Source organism: Coxiella-like endosymbiont (genome assembly GCF_024730665.1).
In the GTDB taxonomy this organism is placed as follows: Bacteria; Pseudomonadota; Gammaproteobacteria; order Coxiellales; family Coxiellaceae; genus Coxiella.
Genome location: NZ_CP084737.1, coordinates 738815 through 764004, shown reverse-complemented (window position 1 = coordinate 764004; position 25190 = coordinate 738815). Strand labels below are relative to the sequence as shown.

The following is a 25190-nucleotide window of genomic DNA, read 5'->3' as shown; positions in this document are numbered from 1 at the left end:
AAAATAATTGTTTCTGACTAATAAAAACAAGAGTGATTTCAAAAAACCCCAAGGCAAAGTGGCACATTTTGACATTTGTTTTTTGTTTATTGTCTCTCTAGCTGCTTTAAGATGCATCGTACTCTCATCCCTTAATGTCTCTCACTTTAAATAAATCAAAAAAAGTGAATCCATTTAAACTTCTTCCAGGGATGGGTATCCAAAACGCCATTTTAATACCAATTAGATAAAAATTTTAAAATAGTTTTATAAGAAAAAGCATTTCAGTACACATCACCTCCTGAAATTTACATCTCAGCAGGAACAATACCTAATTAATCATATAGAAAAATTAGTGAAATATGCTACGTTCACAATGAATCTAGATCTGCTTTATACTTGTACATCATCTAAATATCTTTTCAGAAAAAGCTCACCTAAGGTACAACCTTATACTGCTTAATATGTATCAGTTGCAGGCCCTAATCGCCAAGGTAACTATTAAAGTACAGAAGTTCTGCACATTCGAAAAATGAATGATACTCCCCGCCTTGTTGAAAAATTTTTACCTCAGTCATCACCGGTTGACAACTACGGTGTCTATATAAGAAACATTTCGTATCGAAAGACTATTCTATCCAGAATATCATGGTCCACTCATCATATTACATAATAAATAAGCATTGTTTCATAAAAGCCCCTCAACCTAGCTAGCAATTTAACCGATTTCACTAGTACTATAACTCTTTGCTTGTTATTAAAAGTTCTTTTTAAGTTCGACTCGAAATATAAATACTTTTCCGAAAAAATTTCTGAGCTTAACAAGATTAATAAAACAATTACAGAAAATTCAATCTCAATTTCTAACTCATCACGCAGAGCTAATAAAATATCCAGCTTTAATACAAAATTCTTTCATTAATTACCTATAAATCTAGCCTAGATAAGTGAAAAAGAAGAGGGGCAGACTAGTTAGCAAGAAACCAAATGCGTATTCTCTTACTTAAAGCGTAACTTTAACATTTCAAGCATTCACTACAAGTGATACGAATTTTACCAATCTCACTGCCAATCGTTACAAAAATTAGTGACGAGAAGATATCGCATTAAGACAATCTTTTTTCAGTAAAAGTATAATAATATTAATATATTATGCGAATTTTATGGGTGTACAAATAAATTAAATTTCAATCTTCTCATGTTGAGTATGGCAAACTTTGAAGAATTTTTACCTGTTATCCTGCTATTTTCACTTTCCTGATTAAAAATAAAGAATTTCTTAACACTGAAACTTTAAAGTGCGTATTTATTCTAAACAATAAGTTTGATCAAACTTATTAAAATAGAATTCTATCATTCTATAATGGTCATAAAATTAATATTAAAATTTATTGCTATTTATAGAAATCACTTTAGATAAAGAAATAAAAATACTATTTTCTGATGAAATTTCCAGACTGATTGTTAAAGAGAATATATATCGTCTTTAATTTTCATAAACTGAATATTTAACTTACTGATGAAATGTTTGTGCCGATAACTATGAGGATATAAATTTCTTACAATCTTCAACTCAGATTGCACTAACAAGTGCTTATGCTTGCTCAGTTAGCCCTATTATTAAATATTAAAACGAAGTTCAAAAATGATGAACATTATTCGTTTAATGAACAGCGCCTATTATTTATTTTTAAAAGATTAGTTAAAAGAAAACATTAATCACTTACGTTGTATTTCAAAATACTTATTGGTAGTCTATTCAAAAATTTATGAGAAGAAAAAAACACGACAAAAATTCATCCATCCTGTTTAAAGCTATCCTAAAAACAAAAATCAGTAGTTACAGAAGGTTAATCGAGAGCTTAATAGTTCTTACAAGAATTTAAAAACAATGACAGATCAAAAACATTTTAGTTTTATTCATCTTTTTCAATAGATGCCAGCAAGATCAGAATCTTCACCATATTTCTATTCTATCATTTTTCACGGTATACGATCTAGTTCAATCCAAGTAATCTAAGACGCAACCTCTGTAGGGATTGTGCAAATTCGTGGATGTGTTTTTATGTGCACTCCTAAATTTCAATTTCAGCAAGATTGTCTTTTCTCAAATCAATGACGACGACCAGCAGATCACTTTTTACCGAAAGCATATTCCTTGAAGATGTTCTGCTTTAATTTTAGTACTGACTGTTAATTTCACTAAATAGCATGTCTCCGGATTCATTGTGGTTTCCGCGCGATTGATCCGACTTTATTTCGCGCCTAATTCTGTATCCTAATTTGTAATTTAGTAGATCCTGAGTTCTCCGCAGTTACAATATAATGCAACTTTATGCTCTGAATACGTGTCTGTTGGCATACCGTGACCATCACAATCACTTATATTAATAGTTTCTGAGCCAGATAATTTTGAGCAAGTAGTATCAACATGTACTATACATGTAGGAATAGCATCTTACTACTGGATCTAAACCACTCGCCTTTAACAACTTGCAGTAACTCCGCAACGGCCACAGTATATCACCTCATTTTTGTCGCTTATTATTTTTTACCAGCATTGCTATCGCATATAATCCACATTATTGTAAGTCATTATTGAAAGCCTAATGACCACGGGACTGTACTACTGCTGCTTATGCGTTATTTATATACCTTATTACTTTATGCTGCTATGCCTTTCATATTATTTCGCCTGTTATGGCGATCAGGGCGACGGGAAGGATATCGTCAACGACTTTTTGAACGCTTTGGATATATCGATTTTATCGACCAAAACACTCATTCTATTTGGATTCATGCGGTTTCTGTAGGCGAAGTTATTGCTGCCACTCCTTTAATTAAAGCACTACAAAAACACTACCCTTATCATACGCTGATGGTTACCACCACAACGCCAACTGGTTCTTTGCAAGTCCAAAAAATTTCGACATTGAACGAGTCCACCATGTTTATTTACCTTATGATTTACCCACCACCATTAAACGATTTTTGGCACGTGTCCATCCGCAATTTGCCATCATAATGGAAACCGAACTTTGGCCTAATTTATTGCATTATACCCATCAACAGAATATTCCTGTGCTTCTAGCTAACGCTCGTCTTTCGGAACGTTCTATGCAGAATTATCGACGCATCGATGGTATGATAAAAAAAATGCTTTCAAAGATCACTTGTGTGGCTGCGCAAAGCAACGCAGATGGAAAGCGGTTTATTCGTCTCGGCTTACTCCCTGAACGATTAGCAATTACCGGTAATGTGAAATTCGATCTCCACATACCAAAATCTATTATTCAAGAAGGTAAATCCCTACGAGAAACTTGGGGAACACGTCCAACATTAATTGCAGCGAGCACCCATGAGGGTGAAGAAACAATTTTACTCAAAGCATTTCATCGACTTCGCATTCATTTCCCAGAGGCTTTTTTAATTTTAGTGCCACGGCATCCGGACCGTTTTGCTAAAGTAGCACGACTATGTGAAGCAACCGGTTTTTCAACGGTCAAACGGAGTCTGCAACAAATTCCAACCCCAAAAACAGATATTTTGCTTGGTGATACTATGGGCGAACTCTGTTTGCTTTATGCAGCCAGTGATGTCGCTTTCGTAGGAGGCAGTCTCGTTCCCGTTGGCGGGCACAACCTTATAGAGCCTGCCGCTCTTCATCTTCCTCTTATTAGCGGACATTATTTACATAATTTTGTAGCTATAAGCGAGTTATTAAAAAAAGCAAATGCTTTAATTATTGTGAACGACAGTCAGAGCCTCTCTAACGCAATTTCACAATTGTTCCAAAATCCAAAAGAAAAAAATGCCCTTGCCGAACGCGTTTATCAGGTCAGTGCTGCTAATACTGGTGCGGTTGTCAAACATATTGAGCTGATCCAACAACTCATCCTTCCTGAATTACACTAGATAACTTTAAGGATACTTTATGTCGTTTGATATCGAACCTCACGAATACCCGAACTAGGTATTTATTTTTATTTGCACTAAATTGGAAGGACATAATGTTGTCTCTGCTGCTTCAAAATACTGATATGTGTGGATCCGACATGAGGCTGCCCAATGACAAGTATATTTCAACTGGTAGTCGATCTATTCCAGTACTAAATTTTCTGTTCCACAACTGGCTATATCACTCGAGAATCATAAATACCACTATCACGCTCTTAGGCCAACCTTGAATTTTTCTTCCGTAGAAATTGATAATGGCATTTAACACATTAAAAAATCCTTTTTAGTTCAGAAAATTAAGTTTTGACAGAGAGTGGAGCGGCTGCAAGAAATAGCAGTAGTGTTACTTAACCTTTGCATACTATTAATGGGAATTAGAAATTTACCAGTATAATAACGTAAGTTCTCATGTGGACGCGGTGGTAACACTACTGTCTGTAGTGAGCTCTAGCTTGTTTGATTATCTGTTCAGCGTACAGTAAAAGGTCGATAGCGAGATACAGATGTTTATAAATCCATTGCTTTATCATTATTGAATAAACTCTTGGATTCCTAACTTTCGCTGGAATAGCAGCGCTAGTTTGTCATATCACTGATTTTAATAAAATCTTCCACTGTTAATTCTTGTGGCCGTAATTGGGGGTTAATGCCTATAGTGTTCCACTTGTTAACACTGATGATTTTCTTTAATGCATTGCTAACTGTTTTCCTTCGATAAGAAAATGCTTCTTTGATTATGGCGCTAAAGTATTCTAAATTCTCTACTGTCAGAGCTGGATTTCTCCTCGGTATTAGTCGCACCATCGCAGATTCCACGCGTGGCGCCGGAACAAAGACGTTGGAAGGAACAGTAAATAGCAATGTATTATCGCAAAAATATTGTGTCATTACGCTAAGCCGTCCGTAATTAGTAGTGCCTACTAAAGCAGTTAGTCGCAGTGCTACTTCTTTCTGTAGCATAAAATGCATATCTTCAATGCAGGTTATTTGGGTAAATAAATGAAAAAGCAATGGCGTTGAAATGTAATAAGGTAAATTCCCTACTATTCGAAGAAACTGTCCGCCTCTTTTCAATTTTAAAAAATCAAATTGCAGAGCATCTTTTTGACAAAAGATAATATTCTTTTTTGCTTGTATTTAGTTTGTAAAAAAGCTAAGAGATCATGATCGATTTCGATCAGAACTAATTTTATACACTCAGTTAATAAATGATCTGTTAGCGCGCCGCAACCAGGACCAATTTCTACGAGAATATCAGTTTTTTTAGGATGAATAGCCGCGGTGATTCTCTCTAAGAAATATGGATCATGAAGAAAGTGTTGACCGAATCGTTTTCTAAAAATATTTTTCTTCATCCTAATCTTCTTTCGATGACAAGGAAGAAGGGCAAGAAATTTTTAATGCTAATTTGACTGCTGTGAATAAACTTTGTTCGTCGGCTAAATCTGTGCCAGCGAGATCGAACGCGGTGCCATGATCAACTGACGTACGAATAAAGGGGAGTCCCAACGTGATATTAACTGTATGACTAAATCCGATAGATTTGATGAGTGGTAGCCCTTGATCGTGATAAAGCGCTAAAATGGCATCAGAAGCTTTAATATGAGTGGGAATGAATGCAGTGTCTGCAGGAAGTGGGCCCTTTAATTGCAGACCTTCTGCTTGAAGGGCTTCGATGACGGGACGAATAATAGTGATTTCTTCTTTCCCTAAATAACCTTGCTCTCCAGCATGGGGGTTTAACCCACACACAATAATGTTCGGATTTTTGATGGAAAAATATTTCTGCAAACCATCGTGTAAAATTTTAATGCAATTTTTCAATGTGGATGAATGTAGTGAAGCAGAAACTTGGGATAAAGGAATGTGTGTCGTATATAGAGCCACTTTTAGATTATCGGCTACAAAAAGCATTACCGTTTGTTTAGTTCCAGTGATTGCTGCCAGCCATTCCGTATGTCCAATGAAAGAAATGCCGGCTTCGTTTATGAGACATTTACTCACGGGACCTGTTACCATAGCTTTAAAATTCCCATTTTGGCAACCCTTCACTGCAATTTTTAATGTTTCTAACACATATTCTGCATTAACGGGGTCTGGTTTTCCGGCTATACAGGATTTTTTTAATGGGACATGCTGGATTGAAAGATTTTGAGGCAGTGAGAGGCCGAGCATGTTGGCGCGGTTTTGCAATAAATCTCGATCAGCAATTACGCACAAAGGCACAGGAAGCTCGTATTGCACGAGCTTAATCAAAATATCAGGTCCAATACCTGCTGGTTCTCCTGGTGTAATGGCGATCAATGTCATTGCAAGGTCAAGACGAAGTCATTGCGATAGCGCAGTTTAACCTACGCCTCTCATTCTCACCACCGTTATATCATTTTTTAAAAAGCGGGACTTTAATTAACGCTAGTGATTCATTTTTATCCCGGATTTCTTCCCGCGATTTTAAAAAATAATGCGTTACTGCATAATACGTATGTAAGCTGCACGGCGTAATTGCAGTAACCATTTTTGTATCGCTTGTTCAAGCTTTTGTTGGTAGACGATTTGTTGAACTTGTTGATCAGTAACATTGCCTGTCGCTTCTTTGTCTATTAATTTGATAATATGAAAACCGTTAGGTGCTTGGATAGGGCCTGCAATTTCGTTTGGTTTCATTTTAGTAATTGCGCTAGCAAAAACTTGTGGTAAATTATCAGCGGTGCGCCAACCTAAGTCAATGCTACCAGGATGCATTTTCATGCCTGTTTCAAAATTGGACCCGCTACGAAGCTTGTTTAAAACTAGCATAGCCTTTCCTCTGGCATGATTGATTTGAGCCTGAGTGCTGGAATCAAACAGAGGAATTAATATGGTTGCGATATGATATTGTGTGGGAGCAAGTTGCTTTTGATGTTGTTTTTTAAATGCTGAGATGTCGGATTCATCAATGGTAATATCATTACCTACAATTTGATGTTGTAATTTTGAAATGGTTAATTGCTCCTGTAATTGATCGCGGAATTGTTTGTAAGCAATTCCTTCTTGGGCCAATTTTCGTTGAAGAATTGTTCTCGAAAAATGATTTTGCGCAGCAATGTGCGCAATAGCCGCGTTGACCTCTTTATTAGTGACCTTAATGTTACTCCGTTTTGCTAATTGTAATTGTAATGCCTGATAAATTAGTTGATCAAGCACTTGCCGTTTAAATGTTTGCTCATTCGGTAGAGCAATGTGCTCTTGCGCGAACTGTTGTTTTGCAATACTCGCTGCATGAGTAAATTCACTTTGTGTGATAATTTCATCATTTACAACTGCTACAATTTGATTTAGCGATTGCTCAGGAGTGATAGTAAGTGCTGTAGATAAGGCGGACTGCGTAAAGGTATATCCTATAGTAAATAGGATGACGATGAAACTTACTATTTTTTTCAACATATATTACCCTGCCTCGCGTAATCGAAAAGGCCTATTGTTGATCATATTGTATATGCCACTGCTTGAGATAGAAGACGCGCCAAAATCGCCTAACCCCTTCAACCGAAACTGAATAAAACAGTTAGTATCGTAAACATTTTGGAGATTGCTTTTGATACCTAACCTCGAGCCTATATAAGAACGCTGCGTTATAAAACTCAACGCCCAACAACACGTATCGTATTGTACACCAATTGAATAGTTGTCGATATGGTCTTGACCAATATTATAGTTCCAGTAGCTAGTGGTGTTCCATCTCTTGAAAACAGACCATGCCGCGGAAAATATAAATTGGCCAATATTTTGTTTGAAGAGATTACCTTGGGGGATTGCTGGGGTTAGGGTGATATAGTTACGCTTTTGTCCGACAAAAACGTAACTTACGCCGATATATTTTCCCCAATTTTGATAAGTCAGAGTAACAGAGGTATTATTCGTTTTTCCTAAGTAAGGATCCCACGCTAGGCTTCCTGATAATGACCAGTGAAGAATTGGACGAAATACAAGCTTGGCAACAATATCAGAAAAATAGTATTTTTTTGGCAACGTGCAGCATTTATCGAGACAGACGCGCTGATTTTTAATGTAATAAATAAAACCAGTATTAGCACTCAGTATGGCATCACCGCTGTTTGTATCTAGCAAATTTGAAGTCAGTGTGAAAGTGACTTGATTAGCATTTTGAATCCGGTCGTCGCCAGTATATTGATTGACAGCAAATAGTTGTTCAAAAGAAAAGGGCAGCAAAACAGTATCAAAATTAGGTAATCTCTCTTGGTTTTGATAAGGAACATATAAATAAAAGAAACGTGGTTCTAAAGTTTGAATAAATGAGTGACTTCCAATTTTTAGATAATTATTAAAATATAGCCGAGAATCGATATCAAAAATTGGTAATACTCGACTGGCTGTGTGAAGTTGTCCCGGTTGAAGATGGGTGAGATTGTAACCAATAGCATCCCACCAAATTTGCGGGATAAAATGGCCTAAAGCAAAATAAATAGGAAAACTCACACCAGAGCGCATATGAAAACGTTGCCCAATAGGATGCTTTGGAGTGAAGTCACTTCTATATTTAAAATTAACTATTTCGATGTTGAAATTAAAATCCATGTCATGAACAATGTCGGGATAATAACCCTTCATATTAAAATCAGGTAATCGTAAATACTGGTCGAATGGGGGATTGTCAGATTGTGCAATTAAATGAAGTGTTTGATAAGCTTGTAAAAGCACATTAAATTGCGAGTGTAATCCACTGTACTGTAGATCAATTTTATTTAAAAGTTGATTAGCTGCGCTGTCGATACCTAGCTGCCAGCCTAAATCTTGAAAATAATAGGGATCGGTTACATAGTTTAAAATAACATGGGATGACCACTCGGAATTGAATAAAATAGTATCATCCATGGCTAAAAAACCGCGTTGGTTCTTCGCTCTTTGTAGTTGGTTAACGTAAGGAACGATGAGAAGATTGTTTGATAAAATAGGAAGATGTTTACTGATAGTATCTTCACGAAATTTTTGAAATTCTATGTCATTCGGCAAGTAGTTTAGATAGATACTTCCTTTACTGCGTTCACTTAAAAAACGAAGTAGCGCGCCCATGTTGAGTCCGCGTTGAGTCATGATTTCAAAGGTTAACGTTAAATCATAATTGGGCGCCATATTCCAGTAAAAAGGTAGTGAAAAAGTTCTGCCAGAATAACTGCTATAACCTAATTTAGGGGTTAAAAAACCGGTTTTTCTGCGATGGTCAATAGGAAAGTTGTAATAAGGAAAATAAAGAATCGGCACTCCCTCGAAACGAATCAACGTATTATAGGCTTTGCCTCGATGAGTTTGTTTGTCTAAAATGATGGTCGACGCGTTCATCCACCAGGCGGGATGAGTAGGATCGCAGGTGCTGTAGGTCGCATGTCTTAAAGTAATCACACCGGACTTGTTGCGAGTAGCGTGTTTCGCGACACCCCAGCCGTTGAATGAATAGTCAAATTTATGGATAAAAGACATATCGTTGTAAACGCGATAAGCTGCGTTCGTTAGAATCGCCGTCTTAGGAAAAAGTATGAGTATTCCATGATCTGCAATAATCAATTTTCCTGCTTCATGTAAGTGGATATGACCTACAAGAATAATTTTAGCGATCTGACCGCTTTTAGTATCGCGATAAATATAAGCTGTATCTGCTTTGACGATTCGTCCTGACTGAGTGATGATAACCTCTCGTAAAATTGAAACGCCGTGGGCAGTTACAATAGAAGGGCCTGCAGCGGTGATAATCGTCGATTTTTTTTAATAAATGCCAGATGCGGAAATTCGCTGAGGATGGATGGTTCTTTGAAATAACCTGAGCAAAGGAGATGTGGATGGTCTGTGGTGGATACCCATCCGAGAATATCTGCAATATGTTGTTGGTAACGCTGATGAGACCCGAATTTGGGTAGCGTTCCTTTCGTCAATGTGTACTGTTTCCACTCTGTTGTTTTAGTGGTTTTAATGAGGCTGGTTGTCACAGCGACGCTAACTTGCTGAAAAAAGGTAATATAGAGATGAGACAATATAAAAAAATGATTTTTTCAGCTTCACTGTTGGAATTTCTTTCTAAGTTATGAATAGCACTGTTTAGAAATAGTAACCTCGATGTAATAAAACGTGCAAGGCGAATGTTTTAAAGCGTTTTACAGTGAGCAACAGTGGCTAGGTGAGCGAGAGTAATGCCTATAAGCTCTCTCTTTTTTCTGCAGGGGTACAGAGTGATGCAAGCTTGCATCTCGTTTTGGTGTGTGTCGCATACATTAATCATGGCTCGTGCCCTATTGCCGGCTAGGGGCCTGTGGGAGTCTCATAAGATTCACTTATATTGCTATCATAAAACGCTTTATCAGCTGAATTAAAAGGTTCCTATCGTTTATCTCTTACAAGACTTACAAGAAAAATGCGATTTTGTTTTTAACGGATTTTAGCGATCGTTTATGTTGTTGATGCGTTCAGGAAAATACGGCGTAGGATTATTGACACGCTTTTAACGATTTATTGTTTATCCACGTAAATGAAGGCTATTAATTATAGCCGTTTATATCGGAGTTTATTGTCGAAGAATATCTTTGTTTTATGATTTAGTAATAGCTTTTAATCATAGCTACAAGTTTGCATGCATTATCTATCTCATTTTCCTGGTTTGATGATGGTTAATGTTCTAAACTGTGTTATGTTTTAAGGTATCGTGTTAGGGTCTGTAAGTTACATCTTCTGTTGTTATAGGGTTTTTTTATTGATTAGCCAAGAAAGGATAGAAACATAGGGTTTTATTATCATCATCAGGTGCGCGTGGGGTCAGGTGTGCTGAAAGAGGCGCAAGTAATAATTTCTGTGTTGGTTTGATTGGGTTCTGGTTGTAACGACATTTAAAATGTATCTTTCTTTTCCTCAATTAAAGAATGTGACAAAAGTTCATGTATTTATAATATATTCCACGGGTAATTGGTTGTTTGGAAGAGATTTATAAGTGGTATCCTGAATTGGAGAACTAAAGCTGTGACTAAAAATGGATCAAGCATTAATGAAAACTGTGATATAACCCACTGCGGTGCTAGCTCATGATAAAACTATTAGATACTATCCCAAAAGCCCTTAATGATCCTGCTGGGTTTAAGAATTTAATTGAACACAATTCAAAATTGAGTTAAACACAGTTGAGAATTGAGGAGTATTGGTGTTCAGAGAGGTAGTATGAAAAATCATGCAAAATGAGTTATAGATTATTCCGTAGGCGATGGCAAGCGCTATAAAGCTAATATTTCATTATTCCTATCACAGAGATCAATCGCTTGTAACCGGGGAGAGGCAATTTTTCTTTGGTAGAACATTTTTTGAATCTGATAACAATGTGCACTTAATTTTAAAAATCCGTATTACCTACACCAGTAATGGTTGATATTAACATCTGAAGGTAGAGAGTTAGTCATGGTAAGCTTGATGTGGTTCAACATTGCCAAATTTCATTCCTCATCTTTATTAATTTAAATCTATTATGGAAAGGTGATAGGTGAATTACATAAGGATTTTTAGTTTTAAGAAAAACGGTTTGTTAACCATTTCCTGATGGTTTTAATTTCTTCAAGGGAAACCTGATGCCCCATAGGATAGGTATGCCATTCAATCGAATAATTTAAGTGTTTTAAACGTTGAAAAGTTTGGTATCCACGCATAAATGGTAAAACCAGATCAGCGTTGCCATGTGCCATAAAAATGGAAACATCCTGATTAGCCTTGTTGGCTTCTTTAGGAAGCTTGTCAGCGAGGGGAAGGTAAGTCGATAAAGCCAGAATACCCTTCAGTAGTTTGGAATAACGCAATCCCACATACAAAGCTATTGCGCCGCCTTGAGAAAATCCCGCTAGAATGATATTCTCGGCGGGAATACCTGCTATAATCTCTTGTTCGATCAATTTATTAATTGATTGCTGTGTGTGAGCAATACCGATCTCATCTTCATGGCTTAAATATTCAAGACTATAAATATCATACCAAGCGCGCATCCTCATCTGGGCGTTGATGGTAATTGTCCTTAAAGGTGCGTGGGGGAATATAAAACGCAAATGAAGATCTTGTGGCAAATTCAGCTGTTGGATAATACCCGCAAAATCATGTCCATCGGCGCCCAGTCCATGTAGCCAAATAACGCTGCCCACGGCTGTTCTAATTGGTAGAATGGTAATTTTTTCTAAAGATTTGTTCATAGCCATCTGTTAATATATCATCTCCGAGCGTATCTTAGATTTTTTTATCAACTTTATCGATATGTGGTAAAATCTATCGTCGTGATAGCATTCGATTATGAAAGCGTTTCTTCTCTTAAAAAATCTGTTGTTTTATGGTTTATCGTCATTCTACGATTTCCCTGATTTCCCTCCGTTCTCCAGTGGCTTAACCCACAGCATCCAACAAAAGAACATTGTAGCTTGGATGCTGTGGGTTAAGCCACTGGAGAACGGAGGAAAAAGCAACATAACGGTAGAAAATGGAGAGCTATATCACTAATAATGATAGGCATAAGCTTCAGTTTTATTCTGATTAGTTGTGGGGCCAGAGGGCCTTTATATTTACCAAAAAATCCATGCAAACCACAGTTGATATAAAATGAAAATTAAATTCACAAAAATGCATGCTTTGGGTAATGACTTTGTGGTAATTGATGCTACAAAGCGACCGTTTGCATTAACGACTTCGCAAATTCAAAAAATGGCCAATCGGCGTTTAGGTGTGGGATTCGATCAATTACTAGTAATTGAACACCCTAAAAATAATGCTGTCCATTTTCATTTTCGCATCTTTAATGCTGATGGAAGCGAAGTAGGGCAGTGCGGAAATGGTGCTCGCTGTATTGCAGGATTTATTCGCTCACAAAAACTTAGCAATCATAATGAGCTTCTTATTTCTACAATTAACGATGTATTAGAATTAAAAATTCAACCTGATGATAAGGTGTCCGTGAAAATAGGAATCCCGCAGTTTGATCCGCGGGATGTCCCTTTTATTACAGCGCAAACAGCAAACATTTATGAAGTTGAGGTAAAGGATCAAGTTATAACACTGGGTGTGGTTAACATCGGAAATCCTCATGCGATAATCCCCGTGAAGCATATTGATACCAAGCAAGCATCAATTCTTGGAGCCTGTTTAAGTACTCATGAGCGTTTTCCTGATGGAGCAAATATTGGATTCATGCAAGTCGTTGATCCGCAAACTATTCGGTTACGTGTTTACGAACGAGGAGTTGGTGAAACTTTGGCTTGTGGTAGTGGTGCTTGTGCTGCCGTGTCTGTAGGGCGCCGTCTAGGTTTGTTGCAGGAACGAGTTATGGTGAGCCAGCCCGGAGGGAGTTTAACCATCGATTGGCAGGGACCACAAACTCCCGTAATAATGACAGGTCCCGCAGCGAAGGTTTTTGATGGCGAGTGGCTGGATTAGAGCTGTCTATCCTTAATCGTTAACTAAATAAATCTTGAACCTCTACTTAATTTAGTGTGTTTTTTTGAGCGCTTTTGCCTTTGCGAGTTTTATAGTTTGATTATAGAATGTGTGAGTTTTAACTAGCCACGTTGAGGCTTTAAGGAGGTGGAGATGGCGGTACCAAAAGTATTAAAGACAAAAACGGCGGTACTTGGGGTTGCATCTTATAAGCTTAAAAAGGGCGAAGAATATATGAATGATAAACAATTGAAGCATTTCCAGAAAATTTTATTTAACTGGAAAAAGCAGTTAATGGAAGAAGTAGATTCTACAGTGATTTATTTAAAAGAGGAAGCGAATGCTTACGCAGATCCCTTGGACCGCGCTGGTCAAGAACAGGGTTTTAATTTAGAATTGCGCACAAGGGATCGTGAGCGCAAGCTGATTAAGAAAATTGAGCAAGCTTTGGATGCTATCGATGAAAAAGAGTATGGTTATTGTGAGGATTGTGGTGCTGAGATTGGTATTCGTCGATTAGAGGCGCGTCCTACAGCAACTAAATGCATCGACTGCAAGACTTTTGAAGAAATCCGAGAGAAGCAGTCTGGTGGATAAGCTTTTCATCCGCAATCTTAAGGTGCTGGCCTGGGTAGGAATTTTGCCTCATGAGAAAATAGCGGCACAGACAATTTCGCTTGATATCACTTTCAGTGTGGATGCGGAGCGTGCTGCTGTTTCTGATGATCTGAGGCACGCCATTGATTATGCTAGAGTTCGTGAAAGTATCATCGAATTTTTAAATCAGCATCAGTTTAATTTGATCGAAACCTTAGCGGATCGATGTGCGAATTTTTTAGTGAATCGGTTTGGTATTCAGTGGTTGCAATTGAGTGCCACAAAGCTTTTCGTTTTTGATGATGCACAGGGGGCTGGAGTTATTGTTGAGCGAATGCGGATGTCATAATTTTACCATTGGCAGTGCTTTATAGTTTCGTACAATTCCGCGTCTAAGGAGAGAAAAGATATCATTACTTCCCTTTGGTATTTCGTCATTTTTCATTAAAATTCTCCTTCCCCTTTAGTTTAGCATCATCACTTACCATTTATGAAGAATAAAAACCAAGGCCCTTCGTTCTAATAAATAGGTGGTTCAACTGATTGTCATTTCTGAGAGCGGCATTCTTCTAAGGTGCGGTGTGTAAAAGAAAGCCTTCTAGAGGAAAGAGAGTTTTCCCTTATAATATTGTTGGTATGTGGTAAAGATCAGCCCCGTTGGATATTCATGAAAGCTAGTATATTTAGTATAAGAGTAGAACTTTACCTTTGCATAATTTATTATCTCAGACTTATGGTCGTACGAAAATCTATATCACTATCAATGAAATTTTAGGGTTTTTATTGATTAGCTATGCATCTACCCGAGAAACTGCATTTTGTAGCAGATTCGGGGATTTCTTCATTTTTTCTCACATATTCAAGTATACAGAGATTTTTATCACGTAGTGAGTGATGAGTGGGCTTGATTCAATGGTTTTTAAGAGAGCCGTAAATTTTTGGTCAGTTGAGATAGGTTTATCGTTGTCTTGTTGATAGGAGATTTATATATGAAAAACATTTAATTTTTGCTGGTGAGACGTAGCGGATTAATAGGGATATTGTGCTTCTAATAAATTTCGATTTTATGTAGTGGCGCGCGATTAGCGGATTTTTCTTGTCTTATTTAGATCGGGTATTATTGATTGGTGCAGGTGATACGGTAGCACTAGTTTGTTCGCATCCATTTTAAATCAAACGGTAAAATGGCCAAACAGTCAACGGATATTTACTATGCTGACGGATTCACATGCGTGAGAGATTCCTGTATAGATGGAGAATATGGATGCGACTAATCCAATGGGAGTAGTGAATGTCGTTGATTGGAAAAAGGTGTCTGGTTTAATAGTGTGTTGCGCTAAGGTGTCATCCAATGATCATTTTATAGCTCTTATATTGTCTTCGTGATATTTTGAGCTTAGAGTTACAGAGTTGGAGTATGATGACCTTTTTTCGTGAGCGTTAGAGGTAGTTTATAACCAGGGAAAGGCCCGCTATTAAGTTAGCGAACTCAAGACCCGAGCGGCTATTGCTTGTCTTGCTCATGATTCCAAGAATAACATGTAAAATACATACTAACCAGCATCGCGAAATTGCGAAAGGTCACTTACGAATGCAGTGTAGCATTATTATTGTCCGCTAAAGAATCATTTGAGTTATGATTAAAGATTCCTTAATTCAAAAATTAAATACATTATCCAGTCGGTACGCGGAGGTTGGTGGTTTATTGGGCAATCTCACCATCATGAGCGATCGCAATCGTTATTGTGAATTAGGTAAAGAATATGCGCAATTAGAGCCCATCGTGCAATGTTTTCGAGAATTTCAGCAAAATGAAAAAGCGCTCGAAGCTGCGAAAGCAATGGCTTCAGAAAAAGATGCTGAATTAAAAGAATTAGCAAAAGAAGAATTGGACAGATTAACTATTAAAAAAAATGAATTAGAAAATCAATTAAAATTGTTGTTGATACCTAAGGATCCTGATGACGAGCGCAATGTTTTTCTTGAAATTCGTGCTGGTACTGGAGGAAGTGAAGCAGCTATTTTTGTGGGTGATTTATTTCGAATGTATGTGCGATATGCGGAAAAAAGGGATGGCACATAGCAGTGGTATCCTCCCATGAGAGTGAGTATGGTGGTTTTAAAGAGATTATTGCTCGGGTAGCCGGTGGTGCAGTTTATTCGCAATTAAAATTTGAGTCGGGCGCGCATCGAGTTCAACGTGTGCCTGCAACCGAATCACAAGGACGTATTCATACATCGGCATGTACCGTAGCTGTAATGCCTGAAGTACAAGAAATTGACCAAATTAAAATTAATCTGGCAGAGTTACGTATTGATACTTATCGTGCCTCTGGTGCAGGAGGGCAGCATGTTAACCGAACCGATTCGGCTGTGCGTATTACGCACCTTCCGACAGGTATGGTGGTAGGATGTCAGGATGAGCGTTCACAACACAAAAATAAAGCACGGGCTATGTCTTTATTACAATCCAAGCTTTTAAATGCTGAACGCACGAAGCAAGAGCAGAGACAAGCAGCACAACGAAAAGTATTAGTGGGAAGTGGAGATCGATCTGAACGAATTCGCACTTATAATTTCCCACAAGGACGAATAACTGATCATCGTATTAATTTGACGATTTATCAGTTAAACGAAGTGATGGCAGGAGATTTAGACTCCGTGATTGGGCCGTTAATTCGCGAACTGCAGGCAGAACAATTGGCAGAATTGAGCAAGGAATAAAATTTTTTTAAAACAGCAATAATGAAAAGTCAGGAAAATGGCGAAGATGATGACTGTTAAGGAAATAATTAAAAATATTTCCTGTCAATTAGTTATGTATTCAGAAACGCCGAATTTGGATGCGGAAATATTGGTAGGTCATATTTTTAAAAAATCCCGTGCTGAATTATTTGCTTATTCGGAAGTTCGAGTGAGGCCCACACAAAAAAAACAGTTAGCAGATTGTATAAGTCGTCGAGTTGCCGGTGAGCCAGTTGCCTATATTTTAGGAGAAAAAGAATTTTGGTCGCTTAGTTTAACAGTAACACCAGATGTACTGATCCCTCGCCCCGAAACAGAAATGTTGGTAGAGTGGATTCTAAAAAATTTACCAAAAGATGAAAAATTGCAAGTCGCTGATTTAGGGACCGGGTCTGGTGCTATTGCGATCGCTATAGCTTCAGAGCGGCCTTACTGGCAGCTAATTGCTGTCGATAATTCTAAAAAAGCTTTAAAGGTGGCAAAAACTAATGCTGAGAAACACCATATACGCAATATTAATTTTCATTTTAGTGAATGGTGTCAAGCTTTGGAACAGCAAAATTATCATGTTATCGTTGGTAATCCACCTTATATTCTTGACTGCGACAAACACTTGCAGCAATTAAAATACGAGCCTCACGAAGCTTTGGCTGGTGGGCCCGACGGGTTAGCCTCTATTAAGACAATTATCGAAGAAGCAAAATCATACCTAACTGATGGTGGTTGGCTATTACTCGAACATGGGTTTGACCAATCTCAAAAGATTATCGAGTTGATGCAAGAAGCTAATTATTACCAAATACAGGACTACACTGATCCCGCTGGCTTACCACGGATGATTGTCGCTAGAAGGTAAGATTGTTTTGTTATGTATTTTAAAAACTATTATAGAAGCATTAACGATTCCGACGGTGATAAGAACTACTTGAGATAACGCTTTTCATTTTGTCTAAATGATTATTTTCCAGACTGAAGCTGATTAATTGTAAACTGTATTTCGTGTTCCCTAAAAACTCGTCAGGCGTTCTATCAAAAAATTTTGATAAAGCAAGGATTACCTCGAGATTTATAGTCAGGCGCTTTCAACATTCATAAATGAAACATTGAAAGTTAATCGGATCTTTATTGTGTCGTTAAAATGAATTGGCTATAGTGGACCTCCCACTAAAAGAGCATTTTAAGAATTGTAGGTGAAACAATGCCAGTATTTATTGTTTTTCTCTTATTGATTCGATTTTCTTCTTTGGTAACGGAATAGGTCTTATAAAAAGTTCGATCAAGAGGTTTGTTTGATCGAATAACCACCATCGATCTTTTTTGTAGTTGCCGAAATTCGTGAAAATCTCTCTTTTCAACGTGATTATTTTTTATTGGGAATAAAAAATAATTTTCATTTTTGAATGAAGCTTTCTTAAGCTAGCTCATGGTTTATTGTGTTGTACAATATCACATAGCATCAATAATACAAAATACCCTCAACACGCAAGAATTCTTTCACGTCGGTCACCGAAGAAGTGGAGAAAAATGAGTTGCTATACCTCTCATCCCTAGAACTTTACATGCGTCTCGCATATCAGGTACTGTAGTTGATAGGCTCCTTTCTCCTGTAGAAAAATGTTCTGTGATAATAGTAAGTGGTTCCTAATTTGAGCTGATTGGTTATTTGAAGCAACGAATGCAAGAGCAATCGCTTCCAAAGTCGCGTATTATCAATTTTTTCTTATGAAATAGGAGCTTCAGTTGGATGGATCGATACAAACAAATCGTATTCAAATAATAAGGGGGATATAGTCATTGCATATTATAACCTCGTTGGTTTATCATCCGCTCCGAGTGTGCCGTCTATTTTACTTACCTTAAAAACTTGTATTAGATCCAGACAATCTGATAGGGTATCTTTAGGTGGCTTTGAGAAAATCGGGACAGCTCCAAATTTAATTTTCCTAAACATCGTGTGCCGATTATGGTTATTTCCCATTGGTATGTGTGCTGGGCGCGAGGTCTTCTGCGCAAAGATTACTGACCTGCACTCATGGATTGATGAAAAGATGTGGTTCTATGGGAGAGGCGGGGGCCGCACACGATGCGAAAATAATTAATATCTCAAGGCTCAGTAAAATAAAAATTAGTATAAAATTCGATATTGTTGGCAGCAGTCGTAACTAACGGTAAGTGCTTAAGATTTGTGTTTGATATAAAACAAAAAATTAACTGGATTAGTAAAATCCTGATAATCAATGAAAAAGTCAGACAATCTCTCGACACATTTGCATGTATTTTTTGGAGATAATGGGGCGATGCGTGGACTACTACGACAATATTGATTTACTTGACTGGCTTTTTTAAACTAGGGGTTCCGAAAAGTTCAATTTTTTTTGAGTTGTATTTTAAGGAATTATAAATACTTGTACACGTCGTCATCCATGTTCAAATACTAGAAGTAAAGAACCTCCGTTAAAAATTGGGTAATACTCTTTGGGAGTGCATATTACTTGCAGATTCTAACTTAAGCTGCAGTGAGTTTGAATTTGAAAAAGCGAAAGATCATTCTTAGGCATTCTTGTCTTAACTTAGCATGGAAACAGTATGATGTAAGCGTCACGTTTTCTTTTTTATTTCCATGAAGAAAGGCGGGGGGGGCTCGTTCGTTGGTGAAATTTTTTGTCTGCCTTGTTTGAAAATAAAGTGTTATTCTATGATTAATCTACGTCATCAAGCTCCTTACTATTTTCGATTGATGAGGTTTGATAAACCGATCGGGATTTTGCTTTTATTATGGCCTACTTTGTGGGCTTTGTGGCTGGCAGCGAATGGAATACCCTCTTTTAAGACACTGATTATTTTTATTTTAGGTGTTGTGGTTATGCGAGCAGCGGGATGCATCATGAATGATTTTGCGGACCGCAATATCGATAAATATGTGCAACGTACTCAATTTCGACCACTTACTACAGGGGCAGTGGGAACTATTGAAGCGATAGCGTTGTTTGGGATTTTATGTTTATTTGCCTTGGGTTTTGTAGTGTTATTAAACCGTTTTACACTGGAATTAGCGATAGTGGGAATCTTGTTAGTGGTTATTTATCCATTTTTAAAAAGAGTAACTCATTTACCTCAATTTTGGTTAGGGTTGTCTTTCTCATGGAGTATTCCGATGGCATTTACGGCAGAACAGAGAGGGGTGTATCTACAACAGCCTGGATTTTGTTTATGACGGGGGTATGCTGGGTGATGGCATATGATACACAATACGCGATGATGGATCGAGAAGATGATCTTAAGGTCGGCGTGAAATCAACGGCTATCTTGTTCGGACGCTATGATCGTTTAACGATTGCGTTGTTACAGGGAGGGATGTTACTGTTACTAAGCACTTTAGGGAGGCGTTTGCAATTGAATTATTGGTTTTATCTGGGGCTTTTAGCTGCCTTGGGGCTGATGATCTATCAGCAAACGTTGATCTGTCATCGAAAACCTGAAAACTGTTTTGCAGCTTTTCGCAATAACAATTGGGTAGGATTAGTAATTTTTCTTGGTATTTTTTTTCTTATATATGACACTTTCATTTAAGATAAGCTGTGAGAAGTATCCCAAAGAGAGGTTCGATAATAATCTCTTGAATTGGAAGTCTAAATTGAAAAAGGGCTTTCTAATGATTTGAATTGGACTTATAAATGAGTTAAAAGCGGTACATTACATAATTATCTCGCATTCATAATCGTCTGATGACATTAACACCAAGAGAGTTACACATTAATAGATCTTGAAAATATTAGACTATAGGCTCGCAAAACTCTCACTTCATAGAAACACATAGTGCGCGACATCGTTCGAACGCCCTTGAACCTTATCGAGAGAAAGTAAATGCCGACTTTAACCGTCGTAGGCACCGATAATCATCAAGGGAGATAATACTCGGCTTGAGAGCTAGTCTTGCATGCCACCAAGTGTGCGGATGTGCCCCCGCGTAAGCAAAGGAAAATAACATGAAAGCGGTGATTTGTCGGTTATTTTCACCTATACTTACAGGACGTTGATGGGTGTTGCAAACTGTAGGGAGATCTTCTTCATTTCACATATTCCTTAAATGGGTATTAGCCTCTGCCAGAGAAGCACCGTTAGAGAGCTAATTAGTTGAAAAAGGTGTTGCGCGCGGGAGAGAGGAGGGCTCCTCCCCTAGCCGGGGAGGGGAATATTCGCACTTGTCATTTTTACACCGACTAACACTAGCAATCGAGATTTTCTCTACGAATTTTTGTAGTTAGCTATGAGTCCAGCCTCATTTCGCTGTGGAATTAAATTATACATGCTTTTCTAATATCGCTACCACAGTCACCTTTTACCTCGATTTTATAAAATTTCTTTTATTATCTATATAGTTTAGGTTAGCCGAATAGATTTGCGTGGTTCCAATAATGTTGGTGTTACATTAATCTACGATGTAGGTGGAAAAGCGCATATTTGTCCTATTTTTGATGCCGGCGTTAATTATTTATTTATGAAACGGATTATGATTGAGTTAGACTTGTAATATTAGAAAGCTATAAAAAGTAGTGACCAATCTAGCAATTACCTACCTTTTTGTGCATAGTGACAATAAGGCTCGGATATCGATCCTAATGAGGCAACTCCATGAACAATCAACCAATTGAAAATACACTGATTAAAGCGGTCTTGGATGACCGCCGGTTAGAACGGCGGTGGCGTAATATTCGATTTACAGGTTGGATATTATTTTTGTCACTATTAACGATATTAATTTTTGCTCCTTCACCGGCCGCACTAGAAGCAGAAAAAATAAACGGAGTATACGTGTCTTTAGTACGTATGGATGGTTTAATCATGGCAAATACAATGTTTTCTGCACGTCTAGTAATTCCTGCATTAAGAAAAGCATTTGCGGATAAGAACGCTAAAGGCGTGGTTTTAGTGATTAATTCTCCAGGCGGCAGTCCAGTTCAGGCATCGATTATTCATGATGAAATTCTTGATCTTAAAAAACGATATCATAAAAAAGTGATTGTCGTGGGAGAAGATGAATTGGCTTCCGGGGCTTATCTTGTTTCTACTGCTGCTGATAAAATTTACGTTAACAAAGATACGCTAACAGGATCCATCGGTGTTATTATGAGCAACTTCGGTTTTGTGGATACGCTCAAAAAAGTAGGAGTGACACGCCGTTTATTTACAGCCGGTAGTCACAAAGGACGACTTGACTCTTTCGAAACTTTAAATCCTAACGATGTTATTAAAATAAAACAAGTCCTTGCACAAGTGCATCAGAATTTTATTGATCTCGTGGTTTCAGGACGTGGTGACCGATTGCACGGCGATCGTCAAGAATTATTCTCAGGGGATTTTTGGACCGGGAAAGAAGCGGCTACTCTTGGCATCGTGGATGGGACAGCTAACTTAGAGACAGTGCTTCGACAAGAGTTTTGTGCAAAAAGTTATCACGACTACACTACAAAAACACCTCTGCTACAAGCATTATTTCGTAATACTGTCACTGATATTTATTTTCATTTAATTAATGAGGCCGCGTCTATTCGTGAACAGGTTTATTAATGAGCACTTATATTATCGGCGATGTACAAGGGTTCTATCAGGAATTGCAAGCATTACTAACACTTATTCAATTTGATCCTTCGAAAGATCAGCTAGGTTTTGTGGGTGACCTCGTGAATCGAGGTCCTAATTCATTAGCGGTGTTGCGTTTTATAAAATCTTTACCTTCACAGATGGTGGTTCTAGGTAACCATGATTTATATTTGTTAGTCATTGGCTATGGTCTCATGTCGCCTGATATTTGCAAGCATACGCTGCATGCCGTTTTACAAGCGCCTGATAAAATGGAATTATTAAAATGGTTACGAGAACGCCCTTTGATTTACTACGAAAAAAACAAAAATGCGCTTTTGGTTCACGCCGGTATACCCCCGCAGTGGTCTATTAAAGAAAGTATTCACCACGCAAATGAAGTTTCTGCTATTTTACGTAGCTCTCATTATGAAGATTATTTAGCGCATTTATTTTGTAATCAAGCTGATCAATGGAAAGACACACTGAGCGGTCAAGATCGGTTACACTATACTAGTAATGCTTTCACGCGCATGCGTTTTTGCGATGCTCAAGGGACCCTCGAATTCGAAACGACTAAAAAAACCAACACTAAACAGTTAAAACCATGGTTTAATTGGCGCGATCCTCAGAAAGACAATATCGACATTCTTTTCGGACATTGGTCTGCCTTAAATGGGGAATGCGATTCCCCTCGCTGTCACGCACTAGATACGGGTTGCGCCTGGGGACGCCGATTAACGGCGATTAATCTCGAAACTAAAGAACGTTTTTCTGTCGCCTGCTGTTTATCATTGGGAATGTGATGTTATAATACACTTCAAGAAATGGGCTACGTCATACTAAGCCGTTCTAATTCTAGAAATCGAAAAGAATAAAGATTTTTCTCATTCAACGGATGTATTTCTTCAAAAACTATTTTCCATTCTTCAGTGTTCCACTCAGGGAAATAAGCATCACCTTTAAAAGTATAATCGATAATTGTAAGAATCATCTTATTAGCTTTTGATAACGCTTCTCTAAAAATGCGTGCACCACCTATGATCATAATTTCGCGTTCTTGAACTAACGCATCTAATGCGTTGTCTAATGAATGAAAAATATTACAGCCCTCAAGAACTAGATTTTTTTGCTGCGTAATTACAACATTGTGCCGATATGGCAGTGGCCTCCCAAGACTGTCAAAGGTTCGTCGGCCCATTATAATTGGCTTCCTCAGAGTGACTTCTGTAAAATGTGCTAAATCAACCGGCAGATGCCATGGTAAAGCATTGTTTTGGCCAATCAGACGATTTCTATCCATGGCAGCAACAAGGGTAATAATCATTTGAAATTTAATCTTTTCAGTAAAGTTTCATGCCAATTCTAGTTAAGAGACGTCCATTTTTCAATCGTCAACGATTGATATCGCTAAAGAATACACACCCAACCCAATATTCTTGTTGCTACAAATTTACTTCCTTTTCAATTTCAATCATACGTTATGATCCTTTTCATTTGTACCCATTAAATACCCAATAAATCGTTTTCTGATATTTTCAGCCGCTCAAATTTCATAATCACCTTTTCCACGTGTTGCCACAAAATTACTGTGGTGCGTTCAAATCACATATCAAAACTATCCGAAACGAATCATTCTAACTCAATACTCTATCCTCTTAGGCCAAACATCCTGGCTGTAGTCTAACCTGTAAAAGAAATAATTAATTTTTTCAGAAAAACGCATATGTCTTCTTTTCGGATAAGACATTCTCTCAAAATAACTCTCAGAATTATAAAAGAACATCATAAAATCGTTTTCTAAGTTAAACCAATTATTCCATAATACCATCTCCCGCGTTTGCATTGAGTACAATAAAAACACGAGTGTATTTTAATTGCGATACATACGCAACTTCTCTTTAAGAGATTGAATAAAAGGTAACATCGAGTTGAGAATAACATCGAGTTGAGAAGTTAATTCTTTGTAAATTCTATCGGCTTTCACTTTAGATCTTTTATTCACTATTCAGTACCTAGATACTTTTTCCATATTCATCTGCCAATCCATGTACATAATATCATCAGTATCAGCAGCGATTGTGCTAGGCTGTTTTGAACCTTCCTAATTTTGACTGCTTCACTACTCTGGGACAATTTTTGTTTTTTTATTGTGATGTTTAATTTCTGCAGGTTTGCCTTGTTTAGATTGTTTAGATCATCTGATCGAAATTTTTATATTACGCGTAAGTGCGTCCAGAATGTAATGACAGTGCTCACTAAATAGCTCTGCGGGAAGGACTACCCTCAGTAACTATGAACAATATCCATTTGAAAGAAATTGGGCTGGAATGTTATTTTGATTTTAGTATTAGATAGTTCACAAAATCCTGTAAATCTTCATAAATCGAAATACCTTCTAATCCTTTCCCGGCAGCAATGGTCTCTTCTCCATTGCCTGTTTTTACTAACGCAACCTGACAATCCACTGCCTGACCTGCTTGAATATCCCGTAAACTGTCACCGACAAATATGGCACTAGGAAACGCCTCAGGAAAATCATTCGCAATCGAATGCAAAAGACCGGGTTGTGGTTTTCGACAGAGGCATTTCATTTCCGGTATATGTGGGCAAAAATAAATGTGGTTGATATAACCGCCAACTTTCACCAGTTCACGCTGCATCTTTTTATGAATCATTTCTAACGTACCTAGCGAATAATAACCGCGCCCAACACCTGACTGATTGGTCGCCACGACAACTTGATAATCTGCTGTATTCAAACATGCAATCGCTTCTAAACTTCCTGGAATAGGAATCCACTCGTCGGAATTTTTAATATAATTTTCAGACTTATAATTAATAACACCATCACGGTCTAAAATAATTAATTTTTTCTTTTTTTCAAAATTGTATTC

At 37.6% G+C, this 25190-nt stretch carries 14 protein-coding genes and 4 pseudogenes; 10 read left to right on the top strand and 8 right to left on the bottom strand.

Going from position 1 to position 25190, the window contains the following annotated elements:
• Window positions 1–2617: 2617 nt before the first annotated feature.
• Window positions 2618–3894: pseudogene (gene waaA / locus LG660_RS03245) on the top strand (lipid IV(A) 3-deoxy-D-manno-octulosonic acid transferase).
• Between the two features lie 618 nt (window positions 3895–4512).
• Here waaA and rsmA read toward each other — a convergent pair.
• The 6 genes and pseudogenes from rsmA to LG660_RS03215 form a co-directional block, all read right to left on the bottom strand.
• Window positions 4513–5291: pseudogene (gene rsmA, locus LG660_RS03240) on the bottom strand (16S rRNA (adenine(1518)-N(6)/adenine(1519)-N(6))-dimethyltransferase RsmA).
• A 1-nt stretch (window position 5292) separates the two neighbouring features.
• Window positions 5293–6246 (bottom strand): 4-hydroxythreonine-4-phosphate dehydrogenase PdxA, encoded by a 954-nt coding sequence (gene pdxA / locus LG660_RS03235; protein ID WP_258267271.1) that lies wholly within the window; start codon window positions 6244–6246, stop codon window positions 5293–5295.
• A 156-nt stretch (window positions 6247–6402) separates the two neighbouring features.
• Window positions 6403–7359: a SurA N-terminal domain-containing protein gene (locus tag LG660_RS03230; RefSeq protein ID WP_258267270.1), complete on the bottom strand. Its 957-nt coding sequence runs from the start codon at window positions 7357–7359 to the stop codon at window positions 6403–6405.
• A gap of 3 nt (window positions 7360–7362) precedes the next feature.
• Entirely contained in the window at window positions 7363–9495 is a 2133-nt protein-coding gene (locus tag LG660_RS03225; RefSeq protein ID WP_258267269.1) for an LPS-assembly protein LptD, read from the bottom strand.
• Between the two features lie 155 nt (window positions 9496–9650).
• Window positions 9651–9914, bottom strand: a complete 264-nt coding sequence (locus LG660_RS03220) for a hypothetical protein (protein WP_258267268.1) — start codon at window positions 9912–9914, stop codon at window positions 9651–9653.
• 1557 nt (window positions 9915–11471) lie between these two features.
• On the bottom strand, window positions 11472–12146 hold the full coding sequence (locus LG660_RS03215) for an alpha/beta hydrolase (protein WP_258267267.1): 675 nt from the start codon (window positions 12144–12146) through the stop codon (window positions 11472–11474).
• Between the two features lie 394 nt (window positions 12147–12540).
• Here LG660_RS03215 and dapF point away from each other — a divergent pair, with 394 nt between their 5' ends.
• From dapF to LG660_RS03170, 9 genes and pseudogenes are all read left to right on the top strand, one after another.
• Window positions 12541–13371: a diaminopimelate epimerase gene (dapF, locus tag LG660_RS03210; RefSeq protein ID WP_258267266.1), complete on the top strand. Its 831-nt coding sequence runs from the start codon at window positions 12541–12543 to the stop codon at window positions 13369–13371.
• A 153-nt stretch (window positions 13372–13524) separates the two neighbouring features.
• Window positions 13525–13968: an RNA polymerase-binding protein DksA gene (gene dksA, locus LG660_RS03205; protein WP_258267265.1), complete on the top strand. Its 444-nt coding sequence runs from the start codon at window positions 13525–13527 to the stop codon at window positions 13966–13968.
• A complete protein-coding gene (locus LG660_RS03200; protein ID WP_258267264.1) occupies window positions 13961–14317 on the top strand; it encodes a dihydroneopterin aldolase in 357 nt (118 codons plus the stop codon). Before dksA ends, LG660_RS03200 begins: the two co-directional genes overlap by 8 nt.
• A gap of 1290 nt (window positions 14318–15607) precedes the next feature.
• Window positions 15608–16692: pseudogene (gene prfA, locus LG660_RS03195) on the top strand (peptide chain release factor 1).
• A 46-nt stretch (window positions 16693–16738) separates the two neighbouring features.
• Entirely contained in the window at window positions 16739–17569 is an 831-nt protein-coding gene (prmC, locus tag LG660_RS03190) for a peptide chain release factor N(5)-glutamine methyltransferase (protein WP_258267735.1), read from the top strand.
• Window positions 17570–19408: 1839 nt separating this feature from the next.
• Window positions 19409–20283: pseudogene (gene ubiA, locus LG660_RS03185) on the top strand (4-hydroxybenzoate octaprenyltransferase).
• A gap of 829 nt (window positions 20284–21112) precedes the next feature.
• On the top strand, window positions 21113–21244 hold the full coding sequence (locus LG660_RS03180) for a hypothetical protein (RefSeq protein WP_258267263.1): 132 nt from the start codon (window positions 21113–21115) through the stop codon (window positions 21242–21244).
• A 101-nt stretch (window positions 21245–21345) separates the two neighbouring features.
• Window positions 21346–22281, top strand: coding sequence for a S49 family peptidase (locus LG660_RS03175; protein ID WP_258267262.1), 936 nt, complete (start codon window positions 21346–21348; stop codon window positions 22279–22281).
• A complete protein-coding gene (locus LG660_RS03170) occupies window positions 22281–23099 on the top strand; it encodes a symmetrical bis(5'-nucleosyl)-tetraphosphatase (protein WP_258267261.1) in 819 nt (272 codons plus the stop codon). The genes LG660_RS03175 and LG660_RS03170 overlap by 1 nt, the downstream gene beginning before the upstream one ends.
• A gap of 26 nt (window positions 23100–23125) precedes the next feature.
• Here the strand turns inward: LG660_RS03170 and LG660_RS03165 are convergent, their stop codons facing one another.
• Window positions 23126–23620 (bottom strand): dihydrofolate reductase, encoded by a 495-nt coding sequence (locus LG660_RS03165; protein ID WP_258267260.1) that lies wholly within the window; start codon window positions 23618–23620, stop codon window positions 23126–23128.
• A 1006-nt stretch (window positions 23621–24626) separates the two neighbouring features.
• Window positions 24627–25160 carry a D-glycero-beta-D-manno-heptose 1,7-bisphosphate 7-phosphatase gene (gene gmhB / locus LG660_RS03160; RefSeq protein WP_258267734.1) on the bottom strand — a complete coding sequence of 178 codons (534 nt, stop codon included), beginning with the start codon at window positions 25158–25160 and terminating at the stop codon, window positions 24627–24629.
• Between the last annotated feature and the right edge of the window lie 30 nt (window positions 25161–25190).